The following is a 23,063-nucleotide window of genomic DNA, read 5'->3' as shown; positions in this document are numbered from 1 at the left end:
GATTCCGGCGGCCGCAGGCTAGAGGCTGTCACGGGCCATGGATAGGGTTTTGACATGAGCGATTTTGGTCGAGGAGGAGGTCTTTCGCGTCCGCTCCCTACGCCGGTCGCTGTCCAGCGCACTTCGGTTCGGGCAAATTGGCTTGTCGGGTTTTCATGCTATAGGCTGGGCCTGTTGGGGGTCTCCATGGGGGTCGCATGGCACGGGAAGACAGCACGCAAGGCAGGCCAAAAAAGCAGAAAAGCGCAGGCCTCGGTCCCGCGACGTTGGATTTGAACGCCACGGAAGTCGTCGAATCGCCCGCAGCGTCGACAGCGCCGCCGACTGAGGCCGCTGGCGAGGAAACATCCGCCTCCAGTCCCGAATCCGCCGCCGAGACACAGTCTGCCGCCGGCGAGGCTGCGAAGACCGAGGACACCGGTCCTGGCGCCGCGGCAGAGGCCGGGGAGGCGGCGGGTTCGACCATCTGGACGCGGCCGTCGGGCGATGGCGAACAGGCCAGCGGCGATACGCCGCGCACCGAGACGGCCGCCGAACCGGAGGCGGCCGCTCCTCCGCCCCGCTCCGATCCCGAATTCACGCCTCCGCCTCCTTCCCCGCCGCCCCGGTCGGGCTTGTCGACCCTCGCTGCGGCGCTGGCCGGCGGCATCGCCGGTGGCGTGCTGGTGCTGCTGGCTGGCGCCCTTGGCCTCGTCCCGCTCGGCAAGGGCGGCAGCGATGACGGGCTGGCTTCCCGGCTCGCGATAGCCGAGCAGGAAGCCGCCGGCGCCAAGAAGACCGCGGATGGGGTCCTCGACCGTCTCGCTGCCCTCGAAACCGGCGTCAAGACGACTCAGGAAGCGGCGAACAATGCCCTCTCTCTCGCAAGTGAGGCTCAGAAGGCTGCGAGCGCCGCCGGCTCGTCGACACCGGCAGCTCCCTCGCCCGGCCCCGACATTTCCGGCCTGACCGAGCGCCTCGCCAAGGCCGAAGGCGAGATCGCCACGCTTGGCGATAGCCTGCGCCAGGTCGGCACGGCCGCCAACGGCCTCTCGCAGGAAGTCGCGCAGGTCAAGCAGACGGTGAGCGCGACGCCGGACAAGGCGGCCGCCTATGCTGTCGCACTCGGCCAGCTCAGCGAGGCCATCCGTAGCGGCAAGCCCTTCGCCAATGAATTGCAGACGGCCAGCGGTCTCGGCGGCGATGCCGGAGCCCTGGCGCCGCTGGCAAGCCTCGCAGCGGCGGGCGTGCCGTCGGTCGAGGCCCTGGCTACCAGCTATGATGCGCTGAAGCCGCAGATCGAGGCCGCGCTCACGCCCAAGCCCGAACCGCTGTCGCCCGATGCCGGCGTGATGGACCGCATCACCGCCAGCCTCGGCAACATCGTCACGGTCACGCGCGAAGGCGAAGGCGGCGATGGCGATCCGGTCGCCTCGGCCGAAAAGGTCTCGAAGGCCCTGCACAAGGGTGACCTGCCGGCGGCCATCACCGCCTTCAAGGCGATGCCGGAGGCAGGTCAGCAGGCCGGCGCCGCCTGGCTTACCCAGGCCACGGGAGCCGCCGAAGCCCTGGCCTTGATCAAGGCGCAGACCGGCGCCGCCCTGCAGAAATTCTCTCAACCGTGAGGCGTCGATGATCCGGGCTCTCGTTACCGTTCTCGTTCTCGCTCTCGCGGCCTACGGGCTCTATCTGCTGGCCGGCCGGCCGGGCGATGTCGCCCTGACCGTCGGGCTGACAACCTATAAGGTGAAGCTGGTCTGGGCCGCCGTCGCCGTGCTGGTGCTGGTCGGCGTCCTGATGGCCGTTATCGGTTTCCTTCGCTGGCTTCTGCGTTCGCCTGCCAATGTCGCCGGCTTTTTCCGCACCCGCCGCCGTTCCAAGGGCTTCAACGCCGTGACGCAGGGCATGATCGCCGTTGGTTCCGGCGATGTCCGCCGCGCCCAGCGCCAGGCCTCCGATGCCGAGCGTATCCTCGGCTCCGAGCCGCTGGCCCTGCTCCTGCGGGCGCAGGCCTCGCAGCTTTCGGGCGATCGCGCCGGCGCCGAGGCCGCCTTCCGGGCCATGCTCTCGGAAGCCGAGACCAAGCCGCTCGGCCTGCGCGGCCTGTTCGTCGAGGCTCGGCGCCGCGGCGATGCCCATGCCGCCCGCCAGCTCGCCGCCGAAGCGGTGAAGACCTCGCCGACCCTGCCCTGGGCCGGCACGGCCCTGCTCGAATTCCAGTCGATCGAGAAGGACTGGAGCGGCGCGCTCTCGACCCTGGCCCGCAACGCCAATCATCGCCTGGTCGACAAGGAGACGGCCAAGCGCCACCGCGCCGTGCTGCTCACCGCCCAGGCGATCGAGCAGGCCGAGCGCGACCGCGCCGGCGCCAAGGCCAGCGTGCTCGAGGCCCTCAAGCTTGCCCCGGGCCTGGTGCCCGCCGCCGTGCTGGCAGCCAAGCTGCTTTCGGAGGGCAACGATATCCGCAAGGCTTCCAAGGTACTGGAGACGGCTTGGCGCCTGCAGCCCCATCCGGACATCGCCGAAGCTTACACCAATGTCCGGCTCGGCGATTCCGCCCGTGATCGCTATGCCCGCGTCCAGACCCTCGCCGCCCAGATGGCCGGCAATCCGGAGGCCGCGATCGCGTTGGCCCGGGCCGCCCTGTCCGCCCGCGATTTTGCGGTTGCCCGCTCGGCGCTGTCGCCGCTCCTGGCATCGGGCGCCACCGAGCGCGTCTGCCTGTTGATGGCCGACATCGAGGAGGCCGAGCACGGCGCCACCGGCAAGGTGCGCGAATGGCTGTCGCGCGCGGTGCGGGCGCCGCGCGACCCGGTCTGGACCGCCGACGGGATGGTCTCCGATGTCTGGCTGCCGGTCTCGCCCGTCACCGGCCGGATCGATGCCTTCGAGTGGAAGACGCCGGTCGAGCGCCTCGGCGCGCCGGTGGTCTCCTATGCCGACGACGTCCTGGCCGATGTCGACGAACCCGAGCAGCCCAAGCTGGTCGAAGCACGCGCCAAGCCGGTCGAGCCGCCGCCACCAGTGGTGGAGAAGTTGGTGGAACCGGTCGCCGCTGTGCCGCCGGCACCCGTCGAGCCCGCCAAGGTCGAACCGGCGAAGGTCGAGCCTGCCAAGATCGAGCATTCTAAGATCGAGGTTCTGGCGCCCGAGCCCACCAAGCCCGAGCCGCTGAAGCCGCCGCCGCGCCGTCCGCCGCCGCCCATGCCGGTGGTGCCGTCCCATCCGGTGCCGGATGATCCCGGCACGGGGGAGGAAGAGCCAAGCCGGGTGGTACGTTTCCCGATCAACGGCTGATAGCGGGGACTATCGGCACCGTCGGAATCGGGCATCGCAATGCGCGGGCGCACGGACAGCGCGCCCGCAATGTCGTAGAGTGTCCCGAACTGCGCATCGTCGTCCGGAGGGCCGCATGAGACGTCATTTCCCGATGCGTGTTCTGTTGGCACCGGTTGCCTTGGTCCTGATGGCAGGTGCGGCATCTCCTGCCCTGGCGGCCGGCTTGATGCCCGACGAAGTCTTCCAGCGCCAGGTCTTCGGCCGCGTCATCGGCAAGGACAGGATCCATGCCTGCTACAGGCGGGCCTATGACGCGGCGCATCTGGGCAGCCACCCACAGCAGAATGTGCGCACCATGACGCTGCTGGTCACGGGTTCGGCGGAAGAGGGGGGCGATCCCGGTTATACGCTCGGGTTGGGCGTCACCTTCCGCAAGGCCGGCACGCATTTCGAGACGTTCGGGGGCTGTGGCGCGATCGGCTCCGCCACCTCGCCGACGGCCAAGGCGAATGTGGCCCATTGCAGTGTCGATTGCGACGGCGGCGCCATTGACGTGCGGCTCAAGAACGACAAATCCGTCCTGGTCGCCATTCCCGATGGCGCGCGTATCTGGAAGGCCGGCAGCGACAGCGAGGACAGCGATGAACGCAAGCGCTTCGGAGCGGACGACAAGCTGTTCCGGCTCGACCGCACCGCGCTGACCGATTGCCTCTCCCTGGTCGGTGACGAAGACGAGAAGGCGATGTTGCGCCGGGGCCAATGAGCCGCTTCGACGAAAAGAGCGCGGACATCCTGTCCGCCAATCCTTGCCCCAAACACAGTTGTTGCTGAGGAAAGGGAGAACGGACTGGAAGTCCGCGCTCCGCAGGAGGTCCCGATGGATCGCAGAACAGCCGTGAGGGCCATGCTGGCGAGCGGCCCGGCCATTCTGGTTGCCGGCGCCGGCGGTTCGCTTGCGGCCGAGGCCAGGCCTGTGCCGCGCATTGCCTATCACCTCGCCGATCTGGAGAAGGCCGGCTTCGTGCTCGGCAATCTGCGCAACCATGTCGACGGCATGGGCGGTCCCGAGGGCGTGAAACTGGCCGTGGTGGTGCATGGCCCGGCCTTGCGGGCTTTCCGGGCGGATAGTGGCAACGAGGATTTCAAGGCGCGCTTCGGCCGACTCGTGCAGGAGGGCGTTGCCTTTCATGCCTGCCGGCACACGATGGACGGCATGAAGCTCGGCCTTTCCGACCTGCTGCCCGGTTTTGCGGTGGCGGAGAAGGGCGGCGTGGTGCTGCTGGCCGAGCTCCAAAGCGAGGGCTGGCTCTATTTGCGGCCATAGCTCGGCGGCGAGGGGGAGCCGGCCTGCTGTGAGTCGCCCTGCAGCCGCAGCCGCGGTATTTCATAGCGTGCCAGCTTGGCGATATCGGCGGGGCGCTCGGTCTTCAGCCGGGCCAAGAAGGCCTTGGCGGCCGCATTGCCATAGGCGCGGCGGCTGATCGCGAACAGCATGACGCCATCGCCACGCGGCACGTAGCGATAGGCGTTCCACTCCACCGTGAACTCGCCCCAGGGGTTCTTCTGGCTGATCAGGAAGTCGAGCAGGATCTCGCCGGTCGGCGCGTTGCGGATCAGGGCCATCTGCACCAGCGGATCCTTGCCCTTGCGCTGGTTGAGCGTATCGACCTGCGCCTTGGCGGCACCGGCGACGTCCAGGCCGCCCGCGATCAGTTCCACCAGCACCATCCTGGTGTAGTCGGTCACGGTCTCGTCGGCCGGCAGATATTCCTGCTTGTAATAGGTTGGATTGGGCTGGGCGCTCCAGGCAAGCCTGTACTCTGTGCCGTCGAAGGCCAGCGGGCCGGGCAGGCCGAGGCGATCGACGGCCTCCTGCGCGGCCAGGCCGGCCGGCAATGCCACCAACGCTGCCACGACTATGATCGCGCGGAACGCAAGGCGGATGGAGGACCGGAGGCCTTCCCTATTTGGAAACGAGCGTTTCCGTATCGTCGTCATCCTGTCCTTTCGGGCCGGTTCGCAAGAATGGCGCCACCCTAGGGGCAAGTCCCTGCCCCTGACAAGAATGGTGATGGACCGGTCCGCCCGATGCGGAAGTTCCAGCCGGCCACAGGCCGGTGAGCCCTGTCCTCTTGACGCTATCGGCAAACTGCCGGATGCAACCAGGAGACGATGTCGAGGTCGCGATGGAAACCTTCGAGTGGATCATTCTGTTGTTGCTGGGCGCCGCCCTGCTGTCGACCCTCGCCCGGCGCCTGGGGGCGCCCTATCCGACCTTCCTCGCCCTTGGCGGCGCCTGCCTCGCCTTCGTGCCCAACAGCCCGGAATGGACGCTGGATCCGCATCTGGCGCTGACCCTGTTCGTGGCGCCCGTGCTGCTGGACGCTGCCTACGACACCTCGCTGCGGGACCTGCGTGACAATTGGGTGCCGGTCGCCAATCTGGTGATCGTCGCCGTCGGTGTCACCACGGTCGCCGTCGCCCTGCTCGTGCGCTGGCTGGTGCCCGGCATGCCCTGGGCCGCGGCGATTGCGCTCGGGGCCATCGTGGCGCCGCCGGATGCGGCCGCCGCCACGGCGATCGTCCGTCAGGTCAAGCTGCCGCATCGCCTGACCAAGATCCTCGAGGGCGAGAGCCTGCTCAACGATGCCAGCGCCCTCCTGATCTATCGCCTCGCCGTGATCGCCATGGTTTCCGGAGGCATCACCCTCGGCAGCCTCGGCCCGGCCTTCTTCATCACGGTGTTCGGCTCGGTCGCCGCGGGTATCGCCATGGGGCTGGCCTTTCCCTATGTGATCGGGCGCTTCGACGATGCGCCGACCGCCCTGATCGTGCAGTTCGCCACCACCTTCGGCGTCTGGATGCTGGCGGAAGCGGTGGGGCTGTCCGGCATCCTCACCATCGTCTGCTACGCCATGACCATCGCCCGGCGGCGCGATGCGCCCATGCCGGCGCGGCTACGCGTTCCCGTCTATGCGGTATGGGAGACGGTGGTGTTCATGCTGAACGCCTTCGCCTTCGTGCTGATCGGCCTGCAATTGCGCCCGATCTGGGAGCGGCTCGACATGGGACTGCGCCTGCAATATTGCGCCGTCGCCCTGGCCGTGCTGGTCACGGTCATCGTGGTGCGTTTCCTCTGGGTGATGACCTACAACACGGCTGTCCGCTTCAAGATTTCCCGCTATGGCTTCCACCCGCCCCGGCCGATGGCGCGGCCGACGGCACGGGGCGGTATCGTCATCTCCTGGGCCGGCATGCGCGGTATCGTCACCCTGGCCGCTGCCTTCGCTTTGCCGGAGCATCTGGCTGACGGCACGCCGTTTCCCTATCGCGACCTCATCGTGTTCACCGCCTTCTGCGTGGTGTTCGGCACGCTCGTCCTGCAGGGCCTCACGCTCAAGCCGCTGATCCGCTGGATGAATCTGCGCGATGGCGATCCTGTCGGCCAGGAGGTGAAATGGGCTCGTACCGAGGCCTATCGCGCCGCCATCGAGGCGATCAAGGACGACGAGTCCAAGCATGCCAAGCTGCTGTGCAAGGAATATGGGGCGGTGGTGGAGCTGAGCGAGGCGAGCCCGCTGCAGGGCGAGATCGGGGATCTGCCCGGCAATCCGCTCAGACGGCAGGCGATCGCCGCCGCGCGCCTCAAGGCGAACGAGCTGCGCCGCGAGGGGGCGATCGGCGACGATGCCTATTATGTGCTGGAGGAGGAGTTCGACTGGGCCGATCTCAGCGCCGGCGCCGCGCGGAGCGCGTGAAGGGCGGTTGCGGCCTTGATGGCATGGCTGATTGCTGAAGACTGCATCAAGGTTGTGGAGCCCCTCACCCTTACCCTCTCCTCGCAAGAGCGGGGCGACGGGGACATCGATGGCGAGTTTCATAGTGAAGTGGTCTCATCTCGCCCAATTGTTGGCGGAGATGAGAGGCTGGAGGATAAAGCACGACGCCTGCTCCTCCCTCGCCCCGCTCTTGCGGGGAGAGGGTAGGGGTGAGGGGCAGCGCAGGGCTCATCGAATAACGGCCATTCAAGCAAGCCACATTCGCTCTATGTCGTCATTTCCCGCCCGGTCACGCCACCCTTAGCTGCGAGGCGGCGTGGGCCACCGTCTCGCGCAGATTCTGCGGGATCCAGTCGCCATGGGCTGCCATGAGCTCATCGACCAGGGCCCAGATCTCGTCGAGATTGAGCTCGGCGGCCGTATGCGGATCGAGCATCGCGGCATGATAGACATGGTCGCGATTGCCGGTCAGCAATGCCTCCACCGTGAGGTTCTGGACGTTGATGTTGGTCTGCATCAGGGCGGCGAGCTGGGGAGGCAGCCTGCCGATGCTGACCGGCTGCAGCCCGTTCCTGTCGACCAGACAGGGGACCTCCACGGCGCAATCGGCCGGCAGGTTGGCGATCAGGCCGCGATTTTCGACATTGCCATAGACCACGGCGGGCTTGCCCGTCTCCATGGCATGGATGATGGTCGAGCCATATTCGACGCTGCGCTTGACCTCGAGCGGGACCGAGGTGTCCTGCAGCTGGCTGGAGAGCTCGCTCCATTTCCGGATCTGGTTCTCCGAGCGGGTGATGTATTCGTCGAGCGGAATGTTGTAGCGCTCGACCAGCTTTTCCTGACCCGTCTTGATGTACCAGGGCACATATTCGCAGAAATGCTCGCTGGATTCGGTGACGAAATAGCCGAGCCTGAGGAACATGTCGTAGCGCACCCGGTTCCAGTCGGGCACGCGTCCTTCCTCGACCACCTTGCGGATCAGCGGGTAGAGATCCTCGCCATTGCGCTCGAACTTCAGGTAGAACGCCATGTGGTTGATGCCGGCGCAGGTGTAGTTGATCTCCTCGAGCGGCACGCCGATATCCTCGGCGATCTCGGCTGCCGTGCCCTGCACGCTGTGGCAGAGCCCGACGCTGCGGATCTTGCTCGCCCGGTTCAGCGCCATGACGTTCATCGCCATCGGATTGGCATATTGCAGATGGAAGACGTCCGGGCACAGCCTCTCCATGTCGCGCGCATAGTCGAGCAGCACAGGAATGGTACGCAAAGCCCGCATGATGCCGCCGATGCCGAGCGTGTCGGCGATGGTCTGGCGCAGGCCGTATTTCTTGGGCACCGCGAAGTCCGTCACCGTACCCGGCTTGTAGCCGGCGACCTGGATCATGGTGATGGCATAGTCGGCCCCGTCGAGGGCGCGCGAGCGGTCTGTGGTGGCCTCGATGCGGGCAGGGACCTCGAGAGTCTCGACGATGCGCCGGCCGACGCGCTCGGAGACGGCCAGGCGCTCGGCGTCGATGTCATAGAGGCAGATATGCGCCCCCGCGAGTTCGGGAAAGGAGAGAATGTCACCCATCAGGTTCTTGGCGAAAACGGTGCTGCCGGCACCGATGAAGGTGATCTTGGGGGAAGGCATCAGGGGCTCCTGATCGAGAAGAAAAGGTCGGCGACGGTGGCCGCTGCCGACAGGGGGGAGGAGGCGGGTCAGAACAGGGCGTTCACGGCATCGTTGGCTTCCTTGAGGACCTTCGCCACGTCGACGTCGTTGAGGAAGATCTGCTCGAAAGCGGCTTTCATCAGCGAATTGATTTCGGAGGAATGGTCCGTGATCGGGAAATAGAAGGTCTGGTCGGGGGTGGCCTCCTTGAGGAAGGCGGAGACGTCCCAGCCCTTGGTGGTCGAGGCTTGCTGGGAGAGCTTGGCCGCTTCCTCTATGGCCGGGAAGACCACGCCGGAGGCGCCGACGATGCGGGCGCAACTGGGCGAAGCCAGGAACTTCACCCATTGCCAGCTTTCCTCCGGATGCTTGGTGCCGGTCCAGATGCCGTCGGCGAGGCCGTTGAACATGGTCTTGCGACCCATCGGGCCCTTGGGCAGCGGGGCGTAGCCGAGCTTGAACTTGGCGTTGTTGCCGAAGAAGCTGATCAGCCAGGAGCCCTGCGGCGTGAGCGCGGCCTTGCCGGCGACGAACAGGGCCGAGGAATTGTTGCCGACATCCTTTTGCGGGATGGCGAAGCCCTTCTTCAGGCCGAGATCGCGCTGCCAGCCGATGGAGGCGGCCAGCTCCGGTGCATCGTAATGGTAGGAGGTCGCCCACAGGCCATCGACGAATTTGAAGCCGTTGGAGGCGGCGAAATGGGCCCAGGCCGACTGGCCGTAACCGTCGATCTCGGGAAAGACGATGCCATATTGCTTGACGGATTTCGGATCGAATTTGGCCGAGACGCCGTCATTGCCATTGGCGTCGATGGAGAGCCTGGCCAGGATCTTTTCGAAACTGCCGCCGTCCTTCGGGTTCCAGGTGGCCTCGTTGAGCTCCTCGACACTGACGCCGGCCTTGTCGAGCATGTCCTTGTTGTAGACGATGGCGACCGTGTCCCAATCCTTGGGCAGGCCATAGACGCGGCCATCCTTCGACCACAGGTCGAGCAGGCCCTTGTAGTAGATGTCGGTCGGGACCTTGTCGCGCTTGATGAAATCGGTGATCTCCATCACCTGGTTGTTGGCGACGAATTCGGGATAGCGGCTGAGGTGGTTGGTGAAGACATCCGGCGCCGTGCCGGAGACGAAGCCGGTGGAGAGCGTCGTCCAATAGTCGTTCCAGGCGAGCTGGGTGAGCTTCACCTTGATGTCGGGGTGCTCCTTCTGGAAGGCGTCCGCGCAGGCCTGGTAGGGCGCGAGCTGGTTGTTGTCCCACAGCCAGTAGCTGATCTCGGTCGCGGCTCGTGCCGGCAGGCTCGTTCCCGCCAGCAGCATCGCGCCGAGGCCGAGCTGCAGGCGGCGGGACCCGCGCCCGGGACCCCTCGGATTGCTGGCTGTCCGGCCACGCCGCCCGCAGCACCATGAACGCAGTCGTGACGCGAGAGCTTTCGAGATGATCGTCAAGGCTTCCTCCCGGATGTGCTCGGCCCGTTATTTCAGGCCGCTGAATTGCAGGGACTCGACCACGCGCCGGCCGAGGATGAGGAGCAGGGCGATGACCGGCAGGATCGACAGGAAGGTCGCGGCCATCAGGCCGGTCCAGTCGGGATTGCCGTTCGGCTGCTGCTGCAGGAAATTGGTGAGGGCGACCGACAGGACGCGCGAGCTTTCATCGCGCCCGATCAGATAGGGCCAGAGGAATTCGTTCCAGCTGTTGATGGCGAGCAGGATGGCGAGCGTGGCGATGGCGCCGCGATGGACCGGCAGCACCACGCTCCAGAAGATGCGCAGCGGCGAGGCGCCGTCGAGGTGGGCGGCATCCTCCAGTTCCGAGGGCGTCGACAGGAAGAACTGGCGCAGGAAGAACACGGCGAAGGGCGTCATCAGCACGAAGGGCGCCACCATGCCTGTCATGGTGTTCAGCCAGCCGAGCTCCTTGATCAGCACGAAATTCGGGATGAACAGCACGATCGCCGGCACCATGGTGGCGGAGATGAAAAGATAGAAGATCACGTCCCGGCCGAAGAAGCGCAGCCTGGCGAAGGCATAGGCGGCCAGCGAGGAAAACAAGATCTGGCCGGTGACGCAGATCGCCGTGAAGACGAGGCTGTTCACGAGGGCCGGCCCGAAATTGATGCGGGCGACGAAACCTCCCTCTTCCGGGCTCAGCCCGAAGATGCGGGTGAAATTCGTGGTCGTCACGCCGTCCGGCAGGGGAGAGCCGGCGCTTTCGTAAAGGTTCGGCAATGGCGTGAAAGCCGTCTTGAGGGCGATCCAGAGCGGGAAGAGCGAGCCGATGACGAAGAGCCAGAGCACCAGCCAGGCAAAGGCGCGCCCGAGGTTCCGGCGTGGGGCGACGATGGCCATGGCGCCTACTCCAGGTCCGAGCTGCCGGCCCGCATCACCCGCATCTGGATGAGGGTGACGCCAACGAGCACCAGGAAGAGCAGCACGGACATGGCCGAGGCATAGCCCATCTTGGAGAAGCGGAAGGCGCTCTCATAGATGTACCAGATGATGGTGCTGGTCGAATTGACCGGCCCACCCCTCGTGGCCACGGCGATGGTGTCGAAGACCTGGAACGAGCCGATCACGCTGGTGACGACGATGAAGACCAGCACGGGGCGCAGCAGCGGCAAAGTGATATGCCGGAACATATGCCATTCGCTGGCACCGTCGATCCTGGCTGCCTCGTAGAGCGAGCACGGAATCGCCTGCAGCCCGGCATAGAACAGGATCGCGGTCATGCCGGTGTGGCGCCAGACATTGATCGCCGCCACCGAGACCAGGGACAGTTCGGGCGAGGTCAGGAAGGGCTGCCGGGATATGCCGATCAGGCCGAGGAAGGCGTTGGTGATGCCCAGGATCGGATCGAGCAGCCACAGGAAGATCAGGGCGGCAACCACGTTGGAGAGGAGATAGGGCGCCACCACCACCGCGCGCAGCGCCACGGATTTCGACAGCCTGTCCATCAGCACGGCGAGGGCGAGGCCGAGCACCGTCTGGACCGGGATGTTGTAGAGGACGTACAGGCAGGTGATCTTGACCGATTGCCAGAAGCGGGGATCGCCGATCAGCCGGACGTAATTGTCGAGCCCGACGAATTTCGGCGCCCGCATCAGGTTCCAGTCGGTCAGGCTGATCTCGACGGCCCGCAAGGTCGGCAGCAGGTAGAACACCGTGAAGCCGAGGAGGGCGGGGGCGATGAAAAGCCAACCCGTCAGGTTCTCGCGCCAGCGCAGGCTCCTCGCGCTGCGGGCCGGGCGCCGTCTGGTCAGTGATTCGGACTCGCCGATCGATACCAAAGGCGTTGCCTCCCCAGGCTGGTCTCATTTTTCACTCGTTGATGACACGTGTTACTTGTTTACTAACACGTGTTAGTATGATTAATGCAGAGGAAGGACGCGCTGTCAAGACGGGTGCTCGCAGGCTTGACAGGTCGGGATCGACGCGGCTTGCTGACGGGCTCGGAGGATGGATGGAGCGCATGAAGGTGACGAGCCATGACGTGGCGGAGCGCGCCGGCGTATCCCGAGCCACCGTCTCCATGGTTCTGAACGGCTCAACGGCCGTTTCGATCAGCACCCAGACGCGCGAACGCGTTCTGCGGGCTGCGGCGGAACTCGGTTATCGGCCGAATTCGGCAGCCCGCATGCTGGTGCGGGGCGACACCGAAACGATCGGCCTGGTCGCGACCGACCCGGCGCTCCTGAATGTCGACGGCTTCGTGCCCCAACTCCTCTATGGCATCAGCCGGGTCAATCGCGAGCATGGCTATGGTGTGCTGCTGGAGGTCGTCGACAAGGGTGGGGCCCCCAATGTCTATACCGATCTGGTGCGCAGCCGCCGCATCGACGGCATGATCGTGCTCAACCCCGCCAGCAACGACCAGGCCTTGCGCGGGCTGATCGAGGATGGCTATCCCCTGGTGCTGCTCGGCTCCGTCGGCCATCCCAACGAGCATTCGGTCAATTTCTCCAACCGCAGGGCGATCCAGAGCGCCGTCGATCATCTCGTCGGGCTCGGGCACCGGCGCATCGGCCATATCGGCTTCTCCGCCATGGGCAACATCGCCACCGATCGGCGCCTGGCCGCCTATCGCGACAGCCTGGCCAGCCATGGCTTGGAGCCCGAACCCGACTTGGTCGGCTTTGCCCATCACAGTGCGGAGAGCGGTTTTGCCGCGATGAGGGAATTGCTGGCACGGGCGCAGCGGCCACCGACCGCCATTCTTGCCGGCAACGATACGATCGCGCTCGGCATAATGGCGGCGATCGAGGCGGCCGGCCTGCGGGTGCCCGAAGACATCGCCGTCATCGGTTTCGACGATTTGCCGATCGCGGCCTATACCAGGCCGGCCCTCACCACCATCCACAACCCGGCGATCGAACAGGGAGAGGCGGCGGCCCGTATGCTGATCCGGCTGCTCAATCGCGAGGTGATCGAGCGCCCGAGGGTCGTTTTCGGTACGGAACTCGTCATCCGAGCCTCGAGCGGCGGCAGGGTCGGATAGGCATCTTCGCCTGCGCCGGACAGAAAGAGCCCGCTTCGGATGAAGCGGGCGAAGGTGCGGAAATCACGCTTCCGGAGCGTTCTGCCGCCGGGGAGATGCGGCGAGAAGACGGCGCATGCGGTAGGCCTGCCCACGGTGGCGAGGCCGTCACGACGCGGAAGTCCGGCCCGTCCCGAGGGCGATCGAGCGCTTGCGGGCGAGGCCGATATTGACCGCGATCAGCAACTCCGCCAGCGCGAGGCCGAGCAGGACGACCAGAAAGGTGCTCTTGCCGAAATTGACCAGCATCCAGCCGCCGATGACGGGAAAGCCGAAGACACCGATGAAATAGGAAAGGACGAACCAGGTGAGTGCCGCATGGCGCAACTCCCGTGGGGTGTGGTTGACCGCCCAGGTCTGGATGACCGGATAGACCAGGCCATAGCCGATACCCGTCAGGATGGCGGCGAGAATCTGGAATGCCGGATGGAGGGTGACCCCCAGCATCGCCAGGACCCCGAGCACCATGGCGGCCAGCAGGCCGGTTGCAAGTGCGGCTTGCGGCAGCCCCGCCAGGGTACGGGCGAGCAGCAGACGCGCGGCGACGACCGTGACGGCGTAGACGGCGAAGAAAGTCGCCTCGTTCGCGGCCGTATCCCGCACCAGCGTGGACTGGAAGGTCATGAGGCCGGAGAAGACGCAGGCCCCGAGCGCCACCATGATAATCGGGCGTATCGACGCGCCCCGGCCGATGACGGCGATGTCGCGCAGCCAGGGGCGCAGGGCGACGACGCGCGGCTCGCCGGGTGCGAGGGTCCCGAAAATCCAGAGGAGTGCCGATGCGGCCAGACAAGCGAGGCCGACCAGCAGGAACGCCGCTTCGATCGGCAGGCCAGCCTGATGGACGACCAGATTGAGAAGGACCGGCCCGCCGCCGATGCCCGCCATCTGGAAGGCGGCGAAGCGCATGAACCAGAAGGCTCGGTCGGCATCGGTGATGCGTTCGGAAAGGGCCATGGGCGCGGCGATATAGAACATGCCCCAACCCAGCCCGATGAGGAAGCCCGAGGCCAGGCCGGGTGTGAAACCGCTTTGCGCGGCCGATGCTGCCAGCAGCAGGAAGCCGGCAGCGACGGCGCAGCAGGCGGCCACGCACATGCGGGCGGCATCGAAGCGGCCGGACAGCCAGCCGACGAGCGGAACGCCGGTGAAGGTGCCGACCATCGCCGCCCCGAGGGTGAGGCCGGTCTCGATGTCGCCGCCGCCATGCGCGCGGTAGTAGGAGGCAAGCAGAAAAGTGGCGCCATAACCGGCGGCGGCCAGCATGGTGCCGGCGAAGAGAAAGGGGGCTGAAGAGGGGCGCATTGCGGTCATCCTTGAAAGTGGATCGACAAAACGCCAAACTTGGACCCTAATCCAGGGCCACTTTAGGATGAAGATGCGAGCCACTTCCGTGTCGGACAGCCAGGCCCGGTCGCTGCGCCGGGAGAGCGCGGCGGCAGGCTTTCTTCCCGCGATCGAAACCTCGTCGCCGGTGCCGGTCGTGCGCCAGCTCTTCGTGCAACTGCGCGACGGCATCGTGGCAGGCCGGCTGCAGCCGGGGCATCGGCTGCCCTCGACCCGGACGGCCTCGCGCGAATGGTCCCTGTCGCGCGGCCTGGTCGCGGAGGCCTATGACATGCTGATTGCAGAGGGATACGCCGTTGGCCGGCATGGTTCCGGAACCTATGTCGCCAGCGGCTTGCCGTCGATCCCGACCGGAACAAGCGAGGGGCATCAGGCGGTCGGGGGGAGCGATAGCCGAGCCATTTCGACGGCAGCGAAAATGGCCATGCGCATCGGGACGGCCCTGCCCCTGCAGGCTCCCTTCACCACCGGCCGCGTGATCCATGATGCCAGGACAGCGAGCCTGTTGAAGCGGCTCACGCTCCGCCATCTCGACTACACGCATGACGGCTATCGTGAGGCGCAAGGCGAGGCAGCGCTGCGGGAGGCGATAGCCGCTCATCTCATCGCCTCGCGGGGCGTTCGATGCGAACCGGGACAGGTCTTCATCACCTCGGGCACGCAGCAGGCCCTCGACCTTGCCGTTCGTCTCCTGGCCTCGCCGGGGCAGACGGTGCTGGTGGAAGATCCCTGCTACCCGCCGGCGCGACAGGCCTTCGTCTTCAATGGCGCCCGGCTCGCCGGCATACAAGTCGATCGGGAAGGGTTGAGCACGCAGCAGCTCAAGGCCTATGACGGTCCCAGGCCGGCGGCCGTCTATGTAACGCCGTCGCATCAATATCCCTCCGGCTCGGCTCTACCGCTGGCGCGCAGGCTGGAGCTTCTGTCCTTCGCGCAGGAGCGGGACTGCTGGATCATCGAGGACGATTACGACAGCGAGTTCCGCTATGAGGGGCGGCCGATCACCTCGCTGCAGGGCCTGGATGCCACCGACCGGGTCCTCTATCTCGGCACCTTCAGCAAGGCGTTATTGCCCGGGATACGGGTGGGCTATCTTATCGTTCCCCACGATCTCGTCGCCACCTTCAGGGCCGCGCGGCCCATTGTGGATCGCTTCCCGGCGCCGCTGCATCAGCGCGTCGTGGCCGATTTCCTCAACGAAGGATATTTCCCGGCCCATTTACGGCGCCTGCGCGAGCGCTACCGTGCCTCGCGCGACTTTCTGGCCCGCTTGCTGAACGAGCGGCTATCGGAGCATTTGATTGCGCCCGTGCCCGAGCAGGGCATTCACTTCACCGTGCGGAGCACGGGAACCTGGACGGATGACCGTGCGGTAGCACAGGCTGCGCTCCAGGAAGGCGTGGCAGTTCTGCCGGTATCGCCGATGCATATATCAACTGCGGCCGAGCCCGGGCTCCTGCTGGGATTTTCCGGATTGACGGATGAGGAGGCCGATGTCGGGACCAGGAGGCTGTCGCGGGTGTTTGCCCGATTGACGCGATAGCGTATGGCGCGGCTTGACCTAGCGAGCGGCCCTGGTTGCCTGGTAGAGTCGGCGGAAGGCCGCCACCTTTTCGGCATAGGCCTGCGTCAGTTCCGGGCGCGGCTCGGCAACATCCAGGATGGGCGGCTTGGTGGCGATGGCTGTGATCGGTTCGCCGCTGGCCGCGGCGCGTGCGAGCCGGGCGGCGCCGAAGGCCGGCCCCTTTTCGCCGCCGCGATAGCGCTTCAGCCTGAGGCCGAGCACATCGGCGAGGATCTGCACCCACAAGGCGCTGCGGGCGCCACCACCGATCACGGCAGCTTCGCTGAGCTCAGTGCCGGCTTCGGCGAGGCAGGCCGCCGCATCGGCGAAGGAATAGGCAACGCCCTCCAACACGGCGCGAATGAGGTCGGCCTTGCCGGTGCCGCCGGTCATGCCGGTGAACAGGCCGGTTGCCTCCGGATCGTTGTGCGGGGTGCGCTCGCCGGCGAGATAGGGCAGGAACATCACGCGGCCCGGGCCGGACGGCTGGGCGGCAACGTCGGCCAGCAGCTTTTCGATCGGCTCGCCCACCAGCCCTGCGGCCCAGGCGAGGCAGGAGGCGCCGTTGAGCAGGGCGGCCATCTGCACCCAATGACCGGGCACGGCATGGCAGAACGTATGCAGGAACTTGTCGGGCAGCGGACGATAGTCGGTTCCGGGCACGAAGAACTGGCCGGACGTGCCGATGGAAAGGAAAGCGCCGTCGGCAATGGTGCCGATGCCGATGGCGCCTGCCATGGCGTCGCCCGCGCCGCCGGCCACCGGGATGCCTGGCTTGAAGCCGAGCCGGCTGGCGAGCGCCGGGCGCAGCCGGCCGGAGATTTCGGTGCCCTCGATCAGACGCGGCACCTGGCTGCGCTCGACACCGGTTGCCGCCAGGGCCGCATCGGACCAATCGCGCCTGGCCTGATCGAGCCACCAGCTTCCCGCTGCGTCCGACATTTCGCTGACATGCTCGCCGGTCAGCCACAGGCGCACGAAATCCTTGGGCAGCAGCACCCGCTTCAGACGGGCGCGCAGTGCCGGCTGGTGGCGGGTGAGCCACAGCAGTTTGGGAGCGGTAAAGCCGGGAGCGGCCGGCACGCCGAGCTGCCAAGCGAGTTCGGGATGCTCGCGGTTGAGTTCGGCGGCCTCGGCTGCGGCACGGCCGTCGTTCCACAACATCACCGGCCCGAGCGGCCGGTCCTCGGCGTCGAGGCAGACGGAGCCATGCATCTGGCCCGACAGGCCGATGCCCTCCACGCCGGCCAGCAGAGCCGGCTGTTCGGCTCGCCAGCGCGTCAGGATGGCTTCGATCGCCCCGATCCAGTCATCGGCACTCTGCTCGCTGAGCCCGGGGCCCGGACGCGACAGCGAGAGAGGCTGTTCGCTCTCGGCCAGCACGGTCTCGCGTTCGTCGACGATGACGGCCTTGACGGCCGAAGTTCCGATATCGAGGCCGAGATAGAGCATGGCGATCATCTCAATCTGCTGGGTGCCGCAAGCGGCGCCGAAACAAAGGGTCGTTTGCGCCTTTGCCCGGATCGCGCCGGCGATGCAAGGGGGAAGATTGGGGCGCTGGCCCAGCCGACATCAGTCGGGCCGGATCACTGCGTCGCGCGGCGCGATCGTCGTGCCGGTGGAATCGGGGATGAAATCCATGCGGACGTCGACCTTCCGGCTGCAGCCGCTCAGCGTCCAGGTTTCGGACCAGGGAGCCTTGAGGCCGCCGCCCGTTCCTGGCGGTGGGCTCGATGCGGGAGCCTTGGTATCGATGACCAGAAAATTCTTGCAGTCGGCCACGGCGCGCGTGGCCCCGAGATTGGCATAGAGCAGAGCGTCTCGCTGGAGGAGCGGATCGGCGAGCGTGGTGCCGGGCAAGGTGGCGCCGGCCTGGGGTTTGCCGTCCGCCGCCACCGAGAAATAGAGATTGAGCACGGTGTCGTTGCCACAGCCGCTGACCGGAAAGGATTGTTTCCATCGCCCACTAGCCGGGCTGCCCTGCGGACCGGCGGATACCGGCCGAAGGATGGTGACGGAGGAATCCCGCGCCACCAGCGTCGGACAGCGCGTGAAGATGGCCGGCGGGATGCCTGAAAGGGCTTTGCCGGTGATGTCCCGGTAGCTCTGGCTCGCCATGAAAACTTTCAGGACGCCCATGCCCTGATCATCGTCCTGAACATTGCCCTGAGCGTGGCCGAGCCCCGGCACGACCAGTGCCGCAAGACAGGCGAGCCAGCGGATATGCACGGCCGGAGATGAGATCGGATTCGTCCGTACCGGTCGAGCCATGGATCCACCTCCAGTTCCTGCACCACGCAAGAACTGGGTTAAGCCCATGCATGGCCGATGGCAAGATGTCGGCGATCACCGACATCCCGCCGCCGGACACGCATCGGCATTCTATTCCGAAAGCAGCCGGCGCAGCAGATCCACTTCCTCGGCCAGACCGGTGTCCTTGCCGACCAGGCCCTCGATCTTGCGCACGGCATGCAGCACCGTGGTGTGGTCGCGCCCGCCGAAGCGGCGGCCGATCTCGGGCAGGGAACGCGGCGTCAGCGATTTGGCCAGATACATCGCAACCTGGCGCGGCTTCACCACCGTGGCGGTGCGGCGGAGCGACAGGATGTCGGCGCGGCTGACATTGTAATGCTTGGCGACGATGCGCTGGATGTCCTCGATCTTGACCCGGCGCGGCTCCCGGTTCTTGACGAGGTCGCGGATGGCGGCCTCGGCCGTCTCCAGCGACATGCCCGAGCCGGACAGAGCGGAATGAGCGAGCAGGCGGTTGACGGCGCCATCGAGATCGCGGCCATTGGTCGTGACCTGATGGGCGACATAGGCCACGACATTGTCGGGCACGTCGAAATTGGCGTGATGGGCGCGGGCCGCCTCGATGCGAGCCTTCAGGATCTTGATGCGCAGTTCCTCGTCGAGCGCACCGATCTCCACCACCAGGCCGCCCGACAGGCGCGAACGCACGCGTTCGTCCAGGGTCTCCAGATCCGCCGGCGGCCGATCCGCCGCGACCACGACCTGCTTGCCGCCGTCGATCAGGGCATTGAGGGTATGGCAGAACTCCTGCTGGATCGACTTGCCGGCCAGGAACTGCAGGTCGTCGATGACCAGCAGGTCGATCGCGCGCAGCTTCTCCTTGAAGGCGATGGCGGTCTGCGCCTTCAGCGCGGCGACGAAGCCATACATGAAGCGCTCGGCGGTGAGGTAGAGGGCGCGCTTGCCTTGGGCTTCCGACTGATGGGCGATGGCCTGGATCAGATGCGACTTGCCGAGGCCCACCGAGGCATGGATGAACAGCGGATTATAGGGCAGCGGATCGGCGGCGCCGGCCTTGGCGACCTGCAGGGCCGCGGCATGCGCGAGTGAATTCGAGCGGCCGATGAAATAGGCTTCGAACGACATGCGACGGTCGAGCGGGGAGCCGGAAAGATCGTCCTCGCGTGCCGGCGTTTCCACCGCCCGCAGGAAGGGGACAGCCGGCTTGGCGGCCGCCGCTTCGCCGATGGGCTTGGCGCATGACGCGGCGTCGCGCGCTGCCGGTGGGCGGGCCACCGCAGTGCGGACATTGAGCGCGATATGGGCCGTGCCCGGCAGTTCGGCCGACAGGAGGCCAAGGATCTTGTCGATGTAGTGAGCCTGGATCCAGCTGCGCAGGAACCGGGTCGGCACCGACAGATTCACGGTGTCGTCGATGACGGCGTCGAGTTCCAGGCGGGCGAACCAGCTGGAAAACACGTCCTCGCCATATTCGGCACGCAGGCGGCGCTTGACGCGATCCCAGGCCGCTGCCGGCTGGATGGCGCCATCGGCGACGGAGGAATCGGAATCCAGGCCGGAAACGGTTTTTGCGGTTTGGCTGGCAATGACTGACAGGCGTTCGCTCGAGGTCATAGGGCTATCGTCTGGCAAAATGAGTTCAAGAAACAGCTCCGGCCTTTTCCGGTCCTGGACCGGCGGCTGCAGAGCGCGAATTGGTTTTTTTAGGACTGGATCCAGGGCAAACCGGAGGCTTTCCAGCCTTCGACAATGCCACGATGCCGCGAGGCATCCATCGGGCCCTCGAAGCCCGCGGCTATGTTGCGAGCACCCTTCCAACCGGCAGCCAGCATAGCCTGGGCGGCCGCCAGCGAACGAGCGCCCGAACGGCAGAGAAACAGGACGGGCTGGTCCTGTCCGACGCCGCGGCGCTCGAGTTCGCGCTCGAGCTGGGAGACGAAATCGGTAGCAACTTCCATGCTGGGGTAGCGCTGCCACTCGGCGAGGACAGGTTCCTTGCCGAGCGCGGAGAGGTCGGGAACGCCAACGAACGACCATTCGGCCCGGGTACGGACATCGACAAGCTGTGCCTTAGGCTGCTGGCTGAGGAGCTCATAGGCTTCCTTCGCCGAAACGTCTCCCGCATAGTCATTCAACCACCCCGACGACATGACACCCCAATTCCGTCTTCTTCAGACTTCGTTCGTAATTATACACAACATGCCGTGTAACGCCGGCACGGGACGCTTCACCAGAAGGTCCATCTCATTATTGGTCTCGAAAGCAGCAATCGAATGCCGACGCTATTACCTTACTGTTTTCAAAACTATACGTAGCCATCAAAGCATACCTCACCGATGCCCCGGAATGGACGGAAGTCCGCTCGCAATATCGGGAAGGAACCTACACATGACCCGTTCCGAGAAAAAACATACCGAACCGGCCCAGTCGGGTGCAACAGGCAAATCTCAATGATTCGTTAATGGCCCCTCAATGTTCTCGATTCGGACAGCAGGCGCTTTGACTGCCGCAGCCGCAAGGTGTTGAGGAGTCGACGGAATCATGGAGGCGGCAAAATGACTCAAAAATATTCGTTTCGGATGCGTAAAGATTGCGAGGCTTCGTAATTTGCCCGGCGCGTGCCGGGATGGCTGCCGGGCCACTTTTCTCTTATCCCATAAGATTATGAAATATATAGGAAAATTTTGACCGGCTACCGAGGGGGGATGGGCATGGCAGCCAAACCTTGAGTCAAGCGGAAAGATTGCCCAGTTCATTGTTGTTAGTATTATTATACCTTCACCGTCAAATATTGTTACGAGACAATGACAATCATGGGTCGCGGTTTCAGGCTGCGCTCGCCCCGGAACAAATGTTTCCAGGACGCCGTTGAGGGGCCGTGTCCGGAACGCGGACCGAGGGGGGGACGGAGCCGGAACGATGGCGAGCGGCCCCCGAAAGGCCGTGGGCCCGAGCGTGGCACGGGCCTCCGTGCCGGGAAGGGCCGAACAACAAAAACCCGGCTTTGGGGCCGGGTTTCTTCACCTAAGGGAAATTAAATAAAGTGGCTTGGTCGCCTGTCTCTATTCGACGTCCCGCCGTTCGGCTCAGGCGCTGAGCTTCTTCACGGCATGGGCCAGGCGCGACACCTTGCGCGACGCCGTGTTGGCCGGCAGCACGCCCTTCTGGGCAGCGCGCATGATTTCCGGCTCGGCGCTCTTCAGCGCAGCAGCAGCCTTGGTCTGGTCGCCGGCAGCGACGGCTTCCTCGACATTACGGATGAAGGTGCGCATACGCGAGCGGCGCGCCTTGTTCACTGCGGTGCGCACTTCGATCTTGCGCGTAGCCTTCTTGGCCGACTTCGTATTGGCCATGATCCCTGCCTGTTAAGCCGGCCGCATCCATAACGATCGGGAAAGATCGCCGAAAGGCCGTGCGTTGCCTGAAAATGATAAGCCGCGAGCGCTACGGGCGCTCGCTATTGGAAGGCGGCTCTTTACATCCCAATGGCTTCGGCGTCAACGACGGACTTCACTGAAACAGCGAAATAACGGCCTGATGCAAGGCATTGGCCGGGTCGAGCAGCAATTTGACGGCCACCGAGCAGCACACCAGCACCAGAAGGGGCCTGATCACCCGCGCGCCCTGGCGCACCGCCATATAGGAGCCGGCCTGGGCCCCGAGGAACTGGCCCACGCCCATGACCAGGCCGACCACCCAGACGATCTTGCCCGCCAGGATGAACAGGATCAGCGAGGCGAAATTGGAGGTGAAGTTGAGGAGCTTGGTGTTGGCGGTGGCATGGATCACGCCATAGCCGCACAGCGCCACGAAGGCGAGCATGAAGAAGGAGCCGGTTCCCGGGCCGAACAGGCCGTCATAGAAGCCGATCAGCGGCGCCATGGTAAGGGTGAACAGGCCTGGGCTCATGCGGGCCTTGCCGTCCTCGATACCGGCCTTGGGCGAGAAGCGGGAGGAGAAGGCGAAATAGAGGGCCATGGCGATCAGCAGCACCGGCAATGCCGCCGAGAGCAACGACAGGGGAGCGACGCTGACGGCAGCCACGCCCAGGCAGGCGCCGAGCAAAGTCGTCACCACCATCCAGCGTGTCTGATGAAAGGCGATATGGCCGCGCCGGGCGAAGGCGATCACCGCCGAGCCCGAGCCGAAGCTCGACTGCAGCTTGTTGGTGGCGAGGGCCGCCACCGGGTCGAGCCCGGAAAGCAGCAGGGCTGGAATGGTCAGGAGGCCGCCGCCGCCGGCGAGGGCATCGACGAAGCCGGCCACCAGACCGACGGCGCCCAGCATGGCGATGAGAGTCCAGGTCATTTCCACGAGCGAAGGTCTTCCTTCCAAGGGGGCCTGCAGCCGGCACACTTGGAGGTCCGGAAGGCGGGAGAGCCTCCGGCTAGGCCATTGCAGGGCACTTGGCAAGCCATTCGCGCCGTTGGAAGCGGCGACGGCAAGGACTCAAGGGAGTTGTCGGACGATCCGCTCTTGGAAACGCTACGCCTGCAGATAAGGAGAGCGGACGGGGACATCCATAGGCGCTAAGATAAGGCGAGAGGCGCGAGGCCGGCCCCCCTTCGCCCCGTTTACGGGGAGAAGGTAAGGATGAGGGGCGGCGCGACCTCACAAACTGACGCCTTCCGTAGCCCCTCACCTCCAT

The 23,063-nt window shown here is 65.7% G+C and carries 19 protein-coding genes; 7 read left to right on the top strand and 12 right to left on the bottom strand.

All coding sequences use genetic code 11. The features are described from left to right. The first annotated feature begins 272 nt into the window (after window positions 1–272). The 4 genes from ACTJKX_RS34810 (at window position 273) to ACTJKX_RS34795 (ending at window position 4,582) form a co-directional block, all read left to right on the top strand. Complete coding sequence (locus ACTJKX_RS34810; protein WP_440728111.1) at window positions 273–1,604, top strand: COG4223 family protein; 1,332 nt, start codon at window positions 273–275, stop codon at window positions 1,602–1,604. 7 nt (window positions 1,605–1,611) lie between these two features. Beyond that, window positions 1,612–3,276: a heme biosynthesis protein HemY gene (locus tag ACTJKX_RS34805; protein ID WP_440728110.1), complete on the top strand. Its 1,665-nt coding sequence runs from the start codon at window positions 1,612–1,614 to the stop codon at window positions 3,274–3,276. Between the two features lie 115 nt (window positions 3,277–3,391). Next, window positions 3,392–4,021 (top strand): hypothetical protein, encoded by a 630-nt coding sequence (locus ACTJKX_RS34800; RefSeq protein WP_440728109.1) that lies wholly within the window; start codon window positions 3,392–3,394, stop codon window positions 4,019–4,021. 114 nt (window positions 4,022–4,135) lie between these two features. After that, complete coding sequence (locus ACTJKX_RS34795) at window positions 4,136–4,582, top strand: DsrE family protein (RefSeq protein WP_311939013.1); 447 nt, start codon at window positions 4,136–4,138, stop codon at window positions 4,580–4,582. Here the strand turns inward: ACTJKX_RS34795 and ACTJKX_RS34790 are convergent. Continuing rightward, on the bottom strand, window positions 4,567–5,172 hold the full coding sequence (locus ACTJKX_RS34790) for a hypothetical protein (RefSeq protein ID WP_367623762.1): 606 nt from the start codon (window positions 5,170–5,172) through the stop codon (window positions 4,567–4,569). The genes ACTJKX_RS34795 and ACTJKX_RS34790 overlap by 16 nt on opposite strands. A 272-nt stretch (window positions 5,173–5,444) precedes the next feature. Here ACTJKX_RS34790 and ACTJKX_RS34785 point away from each other — a divergent pair, with 272 nt between their 5' ends. After that, window positions 5,445–7,016 (top strand): Na+/H+ antiporter, encoded by a 1,572-nt coding sequence (locus tag ACTJKX_RS34785; RefSeq protein WP_394312711.1) that lies wholly within the window; start codon window positions 5,445–5,447, stop codon window positions 7,014–7,016. A 310-nt stretch (window positions 7,017–7,326) separates the two neighbouring features. Here the strand turns inward: ACTJKX_RS34785 and ACTJKX_RS34780 are convergent, their stop codons facing one another. From ACTJKX_RS34780 to ACTJKX_RS34765, 4 genes are all read right to left on the bottom strand, one after another. Beyond that, entirely contained in the window at window positions 7,327–8,673 is a 1,347-nt protein-coding gene (locus tag ACTJKX_RS34780) for an alpha-glucosidase/alpha-galactosidase (protein WP_440728108.1), read from the bottom strand. A 68-nt stretch (window positions 8,674–8,741) separates the two neighbouring features. Next, window positions 8,742–10,142 carry an ABC transporter substrate-binding protein gene (locus ACTJKX_RS34775; RefSeq protein WP_440728107.1) on the bottom strand — a complete coding sequence of 467 codons (1,401 nt, stop codon included), beginning with the start codon at window positions 10,140–10,142 and terminating at the stop codon, window positions 8,742–8,744. Between the two features lie 27 nt (window positions 10,143–10,169). Continuing rightward, window positions 10,170–11,045 (bottom strand): carbohydrate ABC transporter permease, encoded by an 876-nt coding sequence (locus ACTJKX_RS34770; protein WP_394312707.1) that lies wholly within the window; start codon window positions 11,043–11,045, stop codon window positions 10,170–10,172. A 5-nt stretch (window positions 11,046–11,050) separates the two neighbouring features. Beyond that, window positions 11,051–11,983 (bottom strand): carbohydrate ABC transporter permease, encoded by a 933-nt coding sequence (locus ACTJKX_RS34765; protein ID WP_440728106.1) that lies wholly within the window; start codon window positions 11,981–11,983, stop codon window positions 11,051–11,053. A gap of 173 nt (window positions 11,984–12,156) precedes the next feature. Here ACTJKX_RS34765 and ACTJKX_RS34760 point away from each other — a divergent pair, with 173 nt between their 5' ends. Continuing rightward, entirely contained in the window at window positions 12,157–13,191 is a 1,035-nt protein-coding gene (locus ACTJKX_RS34760; RefSeq protein WP_440728105.1) for a LacI family DNA-binding transcriptional regulator, read from the top strand. A 147-nt stretch (window positions 13,192–13,338) separates the two neighbouring features. Here the strand turns inward: ACTJKX_RS34760 and ACTJKX_RS34755 are convergent, their stop codons facing one another. Then, complete coding sequence (locus ACTJKX_RS34755; RefSeq protein WP_440728104.1) at window positions 13,339–14,535, bottom strand: MFS transporter; 1,197 nt, start codon at window positions 14,533–14,535, stop codon at window positions 13,339–13,341. A 73-nt stretch (window positions 14,536–14,608) separates the two neighbouring features. On the opposite strand from ACTJKX_RS34755, the gene pdxR reads away from it, so the two are divergent. Next, a complete protein-coding gene (pdxR, locus tag ACTJKX_RS34750; protein ID WP_440728103.1) occupies window positions 14,609–16,120 on the top strand; it encodes a MocR-like pyridoxine biosynthesis transcription factor PdxR in 1,512 nt (503 codons plus the stop codon). 18 nt (window positions 16,121–16,138) lie between these two features. Here pdxR and xylB read toward each other — a convergent pair whose 3' ends face one another. From xylB to ACTJKX_RS34720, 6 genes are all read right to left on the bottom strand, one after another. Then, window positions 16,139–17,602, bottom strand: a complete 1,464-nt coding sequence (xylB, locus tag ACTJKX_RS34745; RefSeq protein WP_440728102.1) for a xylulokinase — start codon at window positions 17,600–17,602, stop codon at window positions 16,139–16,141. A gap of 111 nt (window positions 17,603–17,713) precedes the next feature. After that, window positions 17,714–18,412, bottom strand: coding sequence for a hypothetical protein (locus ACTJKX_RS34740; protein ID WP_394312699.1), 699 nt, complete (start codon window positions 18,410–18,412; stop codon window positions 17,714–17,716). 111 nt (window positions 18,413–18,523) lie between these two features. Next, the gene (dnaA, locus tag ACTJKX_RS34735) at window positions 18,524–20,029 is read right to left on the bottom strand and encodes a chromosomal replication initiator protein DnaA (protein ID WP_311939035.1); all 1,506 of its coding nucleotides are present in this window, start codon (window positions 20,027–20,029) and stop codon (window positions 18,524–18,526) included. Between the two features lie 89 nt (window positions 20,030–20,118). After that, on the bottom strand, window positions 20,119–20,565 hold the full coding sequence (locus tag ACTJKX_RS34730) for a rhodanese-like domain-containing protein (RefSeq protein ID WP_440728101.1): 447 nt from the start codon (window positions 20,563–20,565) through the stop codon (window positions 20,119–20,121). A gap of 936 nt (window positions 20,566–21,501) precedes the next feature. Then, on the bottom strand, window positions 21,502–21,768 hold the full coding sequence (rpsT, locus tag ACTJKX_RS34725; RefSeq protein WP_149253229.1) for a 30S ribosomal protein S20: 267 nt from the start codon (window positions 21,766–21,768) through the stop codon (window positions 21,502–21,504). A 157-nt stretch (window positions 21,769–21,925) separates the two neighbouring features. Continuing rightward, window positions 21,926–22,723 carry a TSUP family transporter gene (locus tag ACTJKX_RS34720; RefSeq protein ID WP_440728117.1) on the bottom strand — a complete coding sequence of 266 codons (798 nt, stop codon included), beginning with the start codon at window positions 22,721–22,723 and terminating at the stop codon, window positions 21,926–21,928. Window positions 22,724–23,063: the final 340 nt, after the last annotated feature.

The organism is Labrys sp. 22185 (genome assembly GCF_052045555.1).
In the GTDB taxonomy this organism is placed as follows: Bacteria; Pseudomonadota; Alphaproteobacteria; order Rhizobiales; family Labraceae; genus Labrys; species Labrys neptuniae.
The sequence above is the reverse complement of the archived record's forward strand: the minus strand, read 5'-3'. Positions and strand labels throughout refer to the sequence as shown.

Bases quoted from the DNA above. Each gene is read 5' to 3' on its own strand.
- pdxR (WP_440728103.1), top strand. From the start codon at position 14,609: ATGCGAGCCACTTCCGTGTCGGACAGCCAGGCCCGGTCGCTGCGCCGG.
- ACTJKX_RS34795 (WP_311939013.1), top strand. From the start codon at position 4,136: ATGGATCGCAGAACAGCCGTGAGGGCCATGCTGGCGAGCGGCCCGGCC.
- rpsT (WP_149253229.1), bottom strand. From the start codon at position 21,768: ATGGCCAATACGAAGTCGGCCAAGAAGGCTACGCGCAAGATCGAAGTG.
- ACTJKX_RS34805 (WP_440728110.1), top strand. From the start codon at position 1,612: ATGATCCGGGCTCTCGTTACCGTTCTCGTTCTCGCTCTCGCGGCCTAC.
- xylB (WP_440728102.1), bottom strand. From the start codon at position 17,602: ATGATCGCCATGCTCTATCTCGGCCTCGATATCGGAACTTCGGCCGTC.
- ACTJKX_RS34740 (WP_394312699.1), bottom strand. From the start codon at position 18,412: ATGGCTCGACCGGTACGGACGAATCCGATCTCATCTCCGGCCGTGCAT.
- ACTJKX_RS34770 (WP_394312707.1), bottom strand. From the start codon at position 11,045: ATGGCCATCGTCGCCCCACGCCGGAACCTCGGGCGCGCCTTTGCCTGG.
- ACTJKX_RS34755 (WP_440728104.1), bottom strand. From the start codon at position 14,535: ATGCGCCCCTCTTCAGCCCCCTTTCTCTTCGCCGGCACCATGCTGGCC.
- ACTJKX_RS34720 (WP_440728117.1), bottom strand. From the start codon at position 22,723: ATGACCTGGACTCTCATCGCCATGCTGGGCGCCGTCGGTCTGGTGGCC.
- ACTJKX_RS34800 (WP_440728109.1), top strand. From the start codon at position 3,392: ATGAGACGTCATTTCCCGATGCGTGTTCTGTTGGCACCGGTTGCCTTG.
- ACTJKX_RS34780 (WP_440728108.1), bottom strand. From the start codon at position 8,673: ATGCCTTCCCCCAAGATCACCTTCATCGGTGCCGGCAGCACCGTTTTC.
- dnaA (WP_311939035.1), bottom strand. From the start codon at position 20,029: ATGACCTCGAGCGAACGCCTGTCAGTCATTGCCAGCCAAACCGCAAAA.
- ACTJKX_RS34730 (WP_440728101.1), bottom strand. From the start codon at position 20,565: ATGTCGTCGGGGTGGTTGAATGACTATGCGGGAGACGTTTCGGCGAAG.
- ACTJKX_RS34785 (WP_394312711.1), top strand. From the start codon at position 5,445: ATGGAAACCTTCGAGTGGATCATTCTGTTGTTGCTGGGCGCCGCCCTG.
- ACTJKX_RS34760 (WP_440728105.1), top strand. From the start codon at position 12,157: ATGGAGCGCATGAAGGTGACGAGCCATGACGTGGCGGAGCGCGCCGGC.